The organism is Pseudomonas brassicae (assembly GCF_010671725.1).
Taxonomy (GTDB): Bacteria; Pseudomonadota; Gammaproteobacteria; order Pseudomonadales; family Pseudomonadaceae; genus Aquipseudomonas; species Aquipseudomonas brassicae.
Genome location: NZ_JAAHBU010000043.1, coordinates 1 through 7,449, shown reverse-complemented (window position 1 = coordinate 7,449; position 7,449 = coordinate 1). Strand labels below are relative to the sequence as shown.

4 protein-coding genes and 2 pseudogenes are annotated in these 7,449 nt (G+C 65.5%); 3 read left to right on the top strand and 3 right to left on the bottom strand.

The genetic code is table 11. The features are described from left to right. The 3 genes and pseudogenes from G3436_RS04065 to G3436_RS04055 all read right to left on the bottom strand — a co-directional run. Nucleotides 1-1,591, bottom strand: a pseudogene (locus tag G3436_RS04065) (glycosyl transferase family protein); the annotation flags it as partial. 18 nt (nucleotides 1,592-1,609) lie between these two features. Continuing rightward, nucleotides 1,610-2,035, bottom strand: a complete 426-nt coding sequence (locus G3436_RS04060) for a hypothetical protein (RefSeq protein WP_163941585.1) — start codon at nucleotides 2,033-2,035, stop codon at nucleotides 1,610-1,612. A gap of 45 nt (nucleotides 2,036-2,080) precedes the next feature. Continuing rightward, nucleotides 2,081-3,802 (bottom strand): hypothetical protein, encoded by a 1,722-nt coding sequence (locus G3436_RS04055; protein WP_163941583.1) that lies wholly within the window; start codon nucleotides 3,800-3,802, stop codon nucleotides 2,081-2,083. 473 nt (nucleotides 3,803-4,275) lie between these two features. Here G3436_RS04055 and dnaX point away from each other — a divergent pair. From dnaX to recR, 3 genes and pseudogenes are all read left to right on the top strand, one after another. Beyond that, nucleotides 4,276-6,331, top strand: a pseudogene (gene dnaX, locus G3436_RS04050) (DNA polymerase III subunit gamma/tau). Between the two features lie 65 nt (nucleotides 6,332-6,396). Beyond that, nucleotides 6,397-6,723, top strand: coding sequence for a YbaB/EbfC family nucleoid-associated protein (locus G3436_RS04045; protein ID WP_010226011.1), 327 nt, complete (start codon nucleotides 6,397-6,399; stop codon nucleotides 6,721-6,723). Nucleotides 6,724-6,820: 97 nt separating this feature from the next. Then, complete coding sequence (recR, locus tag G3436_RS04040; RefSeq protein ID WP_163941582.1) at nucleotides 6,821-7,423, top strand: recombination mediator RecR; 603 nt, start codon at nucleotides 6,821-6,823, stop codon at nucleotides 7,421-7,423. Nucleotides 7,424-7,449 lie beyond the last annotated feature (26 nt).

Below are 7,449 nucleotides of genomic sequence, written 5' to 3'. Positions count from 1 at the left end.
TCGAGCAGGATCTGCCCCAGCGGCTTGTGTTCGATGGCCTGAGCCGCCAGGGCCTTGGCCAGTGACGCTTCGTCGATGGCGCGCCACGACATCAACAGGTCGCCCAGGCGCAGGCGCTGTTGCACCAGTTGGTCGGCCGAGGGGAAGTCGTGCATGGTCTTGTCCCACACCAGGCGCTTGCCCAGCAGCAGGTGCCCCAGGTACAGGCGCCAGGCACGTGCGGCGGCCATGGCGTTGATGAAGTTGCCGATGATCATGCGCGGCGCCGACAGCAGTGCGTGCTCCCAGCCATACAGGCGCCCGGTGAAGTAGGCGCGCTGCACGATGCGCAGGCTCAGCAGGATGCTGTTGACCCACATCAGTTCGAGCAACCCGCTGTGCGGGCTGAACGCCGAGGGGTAGTACTGCGACCACCAGCCGCTGGCCCCCAGCAGCATGAACAACAGGTGCTGGGCCAGCAGGATGTAGGCCATGATCGCCACGAACGAGGTGAGCAGGCTCTTGCGGTCGCGAAACAGCAGGTACTTGGTCGCCAGCGAGCCGGCCCAGCCTACCTGGGTCCAGCCTTGCAGGCCGATACCCAGGGTCCAGCGGGCTTTTTGCCGGTAGGCGGTATGAAAGGTGTCGGGGAAATACTCGCGTACCCCCAGCGGCATGTGCACCGCGACCATCTTTCCTGGCCATGGCCAAACCAGGTGGCCCGGCGTGCCACGTAGTCGACCGGGAACTTGCCGAAAATCTGCTTCATGCCGCGTCGGGCCAGACGCGTGCCGATATCGTAGTCCTCGGTCAGGGTGTCGGTGTTGAACGGCTGGTTGTCGGTCTCGGCCGACAGCTGCAGCAGGGCGCGCCGCGAAAAGCAGGTGCCGACGCCGGCCGAGGGGACCATCTTGGACATGCTTTCGCGCACCACCAGGTCCTTGGTGTGCCATTCGGCAAACTCGTCCATGTAGGTGCCGGCCACCAGTTCGTACCAACCCCGCTCCAGCGAGGTCACCGGCAACTGGATGAAGTCGATGCGTGGCAGCAGGTAATTGAAGTAGTGCAGCTCCAGGCGGTGCAGCACGTCTTCGCTATCGTGCAGGATGACCCCCGCAAACGGCTCGGGCAGGTGTTTGTCGTGGGCGAAGATGGCCTGGATGATCCAGTTCAGGCAGTCGGCCTTGCAGGTCGGGCCGTCGTGGGGCACTTCGACGCGGATCAGCTGCTTGTAGCGCCGGCGCATGCGCTCCACCTCTTCGATGGTGCGCGCGTCATTGCGGTAGGTGCCGACGAAGATGAAGTAGTTCTTGTACTCCAGCGAGGCCACCATGTTTTCCAGCATCGGCGCGATCACGTCGTACTCCAGCCACGCCGGGATCATGATCGCCAGCGGCTGCTGCGGCTGGGCACGCAGCTGCTCGGAGGTCAGCGGCGTGTAGCGCCGGCGCTTGACCAGCAGTTTGCGGTAGACCTGGCGCAGCCAGTACCAGGCATCGATGAACAGGTCGTCGAGGCTGGACAGCAGGATCAGGATGCCGACCACCACGGTCGCGATTTCCAGTACGCGATAGTAGTCGGCCAGCAGGTAGGGCAAGTAGAGTGAGGACATGAGCTGATCCCGTAGTCGTTACTTGCCGGTTTTCTTCAGGCGGCTGCGACGTGCCAGCACACCCAGCAGCAATATGCCCAGCACGGCGGTGGCCAGCAGTGGCAGGGTCCAGGCCAGGTACTGGCGCCACTGATGGAACGGCGTGCCGCTCAGCCCCAGTTTCTGGCTCAGTTGCGGGTCGGTACTGTCGACCCAGGTCAGCGGGCCGTCTTCGCTCAGCACCACGGCGTTGCCCTGGTTGAGCACGAAGGCTTCACGCGGGGTCAGCACCTGGTCGCCCAGGGCATACCAGATCACGCCGGGCTGGCTGTTGGCATTGACCACCGACACCGCACTGAGTGGCTGCGGGCCTTGCAGGTCGAGCAGGCGATGGTCGTCGCCACCCGCGCGCAGGCGCTGCAGGTCCTTGACGTCGATCAGCGGCTTGGCACCGTCCAGGTTCACCCCCAGCGACAGGAACGGTTTGGTGGGCTTGAACGCTGTGCGCTGTCAGCCAGGCTGAGTTCGGCGTGTACCGGCGACACCGAGGCGGCGCTGGCCAGGCGAATCAGCTGGCGCAGGTGGGCGGCCGGCGCCGTCAGCGCGGTAGTGGGCAGGATGACCTGCGAGTGACCGGCCAGCAGTGGCAGCAAGCCGACAAACGTGCCGTCGGCCTCGGCCTTGGCCGAGCGCAGGAAGCTGGTGGGCAAGACGTTGACCGGGTAGCCCTGGGGGGATCTCGGCGCAGTTGGGCGAGACCGGCTGGCGCTGGAAGCGGATCTGCAGGTTGTTGGTCACGCCCAGCGCGTAGCCCGGTACCCGTGCGCTCAGGCGCTCGGGCTGGCCATCGGCGGTCAGTTGCCTGGCATTGAGCAGGATGCCGTTCCACAGTACCGACGCCACCGGCAGGGTGCTCGATGCGCCCGGTGCGGCCGCCACGTCCAGTACCAGTTCGCCGGGCATGCGGCCATCGGCAGCCACTGCGCTGAGTGGGAACACGGCATTCCATTCGCCGCGGGTGACCACATCGAACGCGGTTGGCGAACCGCCCAGGTTGGTCACGCGCAGAGGGCGTTCGGCGGCATCTTCACCCGCTGCATGAATCGTCGCCTCGGGCGAGATGAGTACGTTGCGCCACTGCGAATCGAACACCCCGGCGGGCCTTGGCGCCGCGTCGCCCGCCACGCCGATGACGGCCTGGTGGCCGAGGCTGGCAAGGCGAACCTGCTGGCTGCCCAGCGGCTTGAGGCTCAGCGTGGCATGGCGGCTGCGCCATTCGTCCAGCGCCTTGAGCGCATCGCCGTCGGTTTGCAGCTGGGCGCGCAGGGCATCCAGTGCGGTGTTGATCTGGCCGATCAGGGCGGCGTCGACAATCGCCAGGTCGGCGCGGGTGGCGGGCGCATCAAGCACCAGCAGGGCGCCCAGTTCGGCGGCCGAGGCTACGGTGTGGCTGGCCTTGCCGGCCAGGGCCGAGAACGGCGCGACGCTGCTCAGGGCGGCGGGCATCTTCAGTTCATCGACGGCCACCACATCGCCTACCGCCGGGAAGGGCCGTACCTGAGTGCGCTTGGCCGCGCGCTCAAGTGCCACGCCGAGGCGCCAGGCGCTGTCGAAACTGGTGCGTTCAAGGGGCCCGGCAGCGATCATGATCACGGGTTGGCCGGGCAGGGTGCTCCAGGCATCGGCCAGGGTGTGCATGGCCTGCATCGAGTAGCGGTAGGTCAGCTCGGTGTGTGGCGACAGGGTCAGGATATTGCTGGTCTGACGGGTCGGCTCGCACAGGCGCTGGCCGCTGGGCGAGCTCCAGTCGATGGTGAAATTGACGAAGCCGGAGGTGTGCCCGTAGGTTTCCACCGCCAGCACCTGCTGCAGCGTGCCGCTGGTCTCGCTGACCGGGCGGGCGAACAGTGGGCGGCCATCCACCGACATCTTCAGCGCCGCATTGGCCGGTTCACCCTTGAGAAAGCTGCCGTGTACCTTGATGGCCGCATCATGCAATGGCACACCTTTGGGCACCGGCAGGAAGAACGCCTGGCGGTTGTCGCTCTGCTCCAGCACCACCGGATTGCTGATGCCAAGATCAGCCAGGGAAACACTGCGGTGCACCCAATCGTCCTGTGCCAGTGCGCGCAATGCCTCGCTGCCGGGCGACGCCATGGCGAACAGCGGGACGGCGAGCGGGGTCATGAGCAAGGCACGCTTGAGGGCGACCGGGCAAAGCAGGCGATTCAACAGTGTCTTCATGGTGGGCGGTGGCGGCAATCTGAAGGTTTAAAGGGTCACGACGATCCGGCGCAGGCGCACGGCCGGAGTGATTGGCGGGTCATCTTCGCGCAGACGAGGGCAGCGTAGGGCAAACCGGGGTGGCCTTGCGCGCACGGGATGACGGTCACTGAGGAAGGGGGGGTAGCCATGCGCGTATTCCTTCGCGGCGTAGGATCCTTCCTGTATGGCGGTAGGAACTTTGTGACATTAGGTGCTAGGTGTCAAGAAATCGTGATGTTTTTATCGGTTTTTATCGCGAAATGGCATTAACTTAAAATGTCGTCGGATTTTTGACGCCTGCCTCGACGGCTTTCCCGCCGCAAGCGGCAGCCGCGTACCCTGCCCGAAGGGATGCTGGCTTGCCAGCGCGCGGCGGATGCAATTTTGCCCCTGCTCCGCTAGGATTAGCGGTCTTTGGTCTATCTATTCGACGGTTTTCGATGAGTTATCAGGTTCTTGCACGTAAATGGCGTCCGCGCTCGTTCCGCGAAATGGTCGGCCAGACCCATGTGCTCAAGGCCCTGATCAACGCGCTGGACAACCAGCGGCTGCACCATGCCTACCTGTTCACCGGTACCCGCGGTGTGGGCAAGACCACCATCGCACGCATCATCGCCAAGTGCGTCAACTGCGAAACCGGCATCACTTCGACGCCCTGCGGCACCTGTTCGGTGTGCCGCGAGATCGACGAGGGGCGCTTCGTCGACCTGATCGAGATCGACGCCGCCAGCCGCACCAAGGTCGAAGACACCCGCGAACTGCTCGACAACGTGCAGTACGCGCCGAGCCGCGGGCGCTTCAAGGTCTACCTGATCGACGAAGTGCACATGCTCTCCAGTCACTCGTTCAATGCCTTGCTCAAGACGCTTGAAGAGCCGCCGCCCTACGTCAAGTTCATCCTCGCCACCACCGACCCGCAGAAACTGCCGGCCACGATCCTGTCGCGCTGCCTGCAGTTCTCGCTGAAGAACATGACCCCCGAGCGTGTGGTCGAGCACCTGAGCCATGTGCTCGGGGTCGAAAACGTGCCGTTCGAGGATGATGCGCTGTGGTTGCTGGGCCGCGCCGCCGACGGTTCGATGCGCGATGCCATGAGCCTGACCGACCAGGCGATTGCCTTCGGTGAAGGCAAGGTGCTGGCAGCCGATGTACGCGCGATGCTCGGTACCCTCGACCATGGCCAGGTGTACGGCGTGCTCCAGGCGCTGCTCGAAGGCGATGCGCGGGCCTTGCTCGAAGCCGTGCGCCACCTGGCCGAGCAGGGGCCGGACTGGAACGGTGTGCTGTCCGAAATGCTCAACGTGCTGCACCGTGTGGCCGTGGCCCAGGCGCTGCCCGAGGCCGTCGACAACGGCCAGGGTGATCGCGAGCGGGTGCTGGCGCTGGCCCAGGCGCTGCCGGCCGAAGACGTGCAGTTCTATTACCAGATGGGCCTGATCGGGCGGCGCGACCTGCCGCTGGCACCGACCCGCGCGGCGGCTTGAGATGGTGCTGCTGCGCATGCTGGCGTTCCGTCCGGCCGACACGGTCGATGCGCCGACACCGACGCTAAAGTCGACGGGGATCAGCCAGGCCACAGCTGACTCCTCGGCGGCGGTGGCAGTGGTCGCCGCCCCGGTGGTGGCTGCGCCCGTTGCACCCCAGCCTGCGCCTGCCGGGCAGCCGAAGCATGAGCCGGCACCAGAGCCTGCACCGCAACCCGTGCCCGTGGTGGAGACCGCTGTCGAGCCCGCGCCTGAAATCGACCTGCCCTGGAACGAGCCCAGCACTCCGGTGCCCGTCTCGCAGCCGGAACCTGAGCCCGAACCCGAACCCGAACACGAACCCGATCCGGAACCACAGCCACAGCCGGTTGCCGCACCTGTGGTGCAGGCGCCCGAGCCCGCCATACCGCGTCAGGACGAGCCGCCCGCCGAAGACCACGGCAGTTACAGCCCGGCCGGCATGGAGCGCGACGACGAGCCGCCGCTGGACGAAGACTATTACGATGCCGAGATCGATCCGGTGGGCTACAGCTACCTGGACGAACTGGCCAGCGAGACCGCGCCCGAGCCGGCCCCGGAGCCTGAGCCTGCGGCGCAACCCGCTACCGGCCTGGCCCTGCAATGGCTCGAAATGTTTGGTCAGTTGCCGATTTCGGGCATGACCGGCAGCATCGCGGCCAACTGCACATTGATTGCGGTGGACGGCGACAACTGGTTGCTGCACCTGGACCCTGCGCACAGTGCCTTGTTCAACGCCACCCAGCAGCGTCGCCTGAACGATGCGCTCAACCAGCACCTGGGGCGTACGCTGAACCTGAGCATCGAGCTGATCCGCCCCGAGCAGGAAACCCCGGCCCAGGCCGCGTCGCGCAAGCGTGCCAACCGCCAGCGCGAGGCCGAGGCGTCGATCGACAACGATCCGTTCATCCAGCAGATGATCAAGCAGTTCGGCGCCACCGTGCGTCACGATACTATTGAACCTGTCGACGCCCTGGTCAGCCAGGGCGACTAACCGTTTACCCCAGCGCCGCGACTGGCTCGCGGTGCGCCAAGTAACTTGATACCGAGGTGATTCCCATGATGAAAGGTGGCATGGCCGGCCTGATGAAGCAGGCGCAGCAGATGCAGGAAAAAATGGCCAAGATGCAGGAAGAACTGGCCAATGCCGAAGTGACCGGCCAATCGGGCGCAGGCCTGGTCAGCGTGGTGATGACCGGTCGTCACGACGTCAAGCGCATCAGCCTGGACGACAGCCTGATGCAGGAAGACAAGGAAGTGCTCGAAGACCTGATCGCTGCCGCCGTCAATGACGCCGTGCGCAAGGTCGAAGCCAACAGCCAGGAGAAAATGGGTGGCATGACCGCCGGCATGCAACTGCCGCCGGGCTTCAAGATGCCGTTCTAAGCGTCGCCTGCGTTACCCTCGGTGGGAGCACAGCCTGTGGGTTGTCGCTCCCATCGTCGTTTTTCCGTTCAACCGATGATCTGCCAGGCCTTTTACCATGAGCTTCAGCCCCCTGATTCGCCAACTGATCGACGCCCTGCGCACGCTGCCCGGTGTCGGCCAGAAAACCGCCCAGCGCATGGCCTTGCAGCTGCTGGAGCGTGACCGCAGCGGCGGTGTGCGCCTGGCCCAGGCGCTGAGCCAGGCCATGGAAGGTGTCGGCCATTGCCGCCAGTGCCGCACCCTGACCGAGCAGGAGTTATGCCCGCAGTGCGCCGACCCGCGCCGTGACGACACCCTGCTGTGCGTGGTTGAGGGGCCGATGGACGTGTATGCGGTGGAGCAGACCGGCTATCGCGGCCGTTACTTCGTGCTCAAGGGGCACTTGTCGCCGCTCGACGGGCTGGGGCCTGATGCCATCGGGATACCACAGTTGCTGTCGCGCATTGCCGAGCAGGGCAGTTTCACCGAAGTGATCCTGGCCACCAACCCGACGGTCGAGGGCGAAGCCACGGCGCACTACATCGCGCAGTTGCTGGCGGACAAGGGCCTGATCGCCTCGCGGATTGCCCATGGCGTGCCGTTGGGTGGGGAGCTGGAGCTGGTGGATGGCGGGACGCTGGCGCACTCGTTCGCGGGGCGCAAACCCATCGCGTTGTAACCCTGTCGGCCCCTTCGCTGGCAAGC

Coding starts and splice junctions, on each gene's coding strand:
- G3436_RS04045 (WP_010226011.1), top strand. CDS start 6,397: ATGATGAAAGGTGGCATGGCCGGCCTGATGAAGCAGGCGCAGCAGATG.
- recR (WP_163941582.1), top strand. CDS start 6,821: ATGAGCTTCAGCCCCCTGATTCGCCAACTGATCGACGCCCTGCGCACG.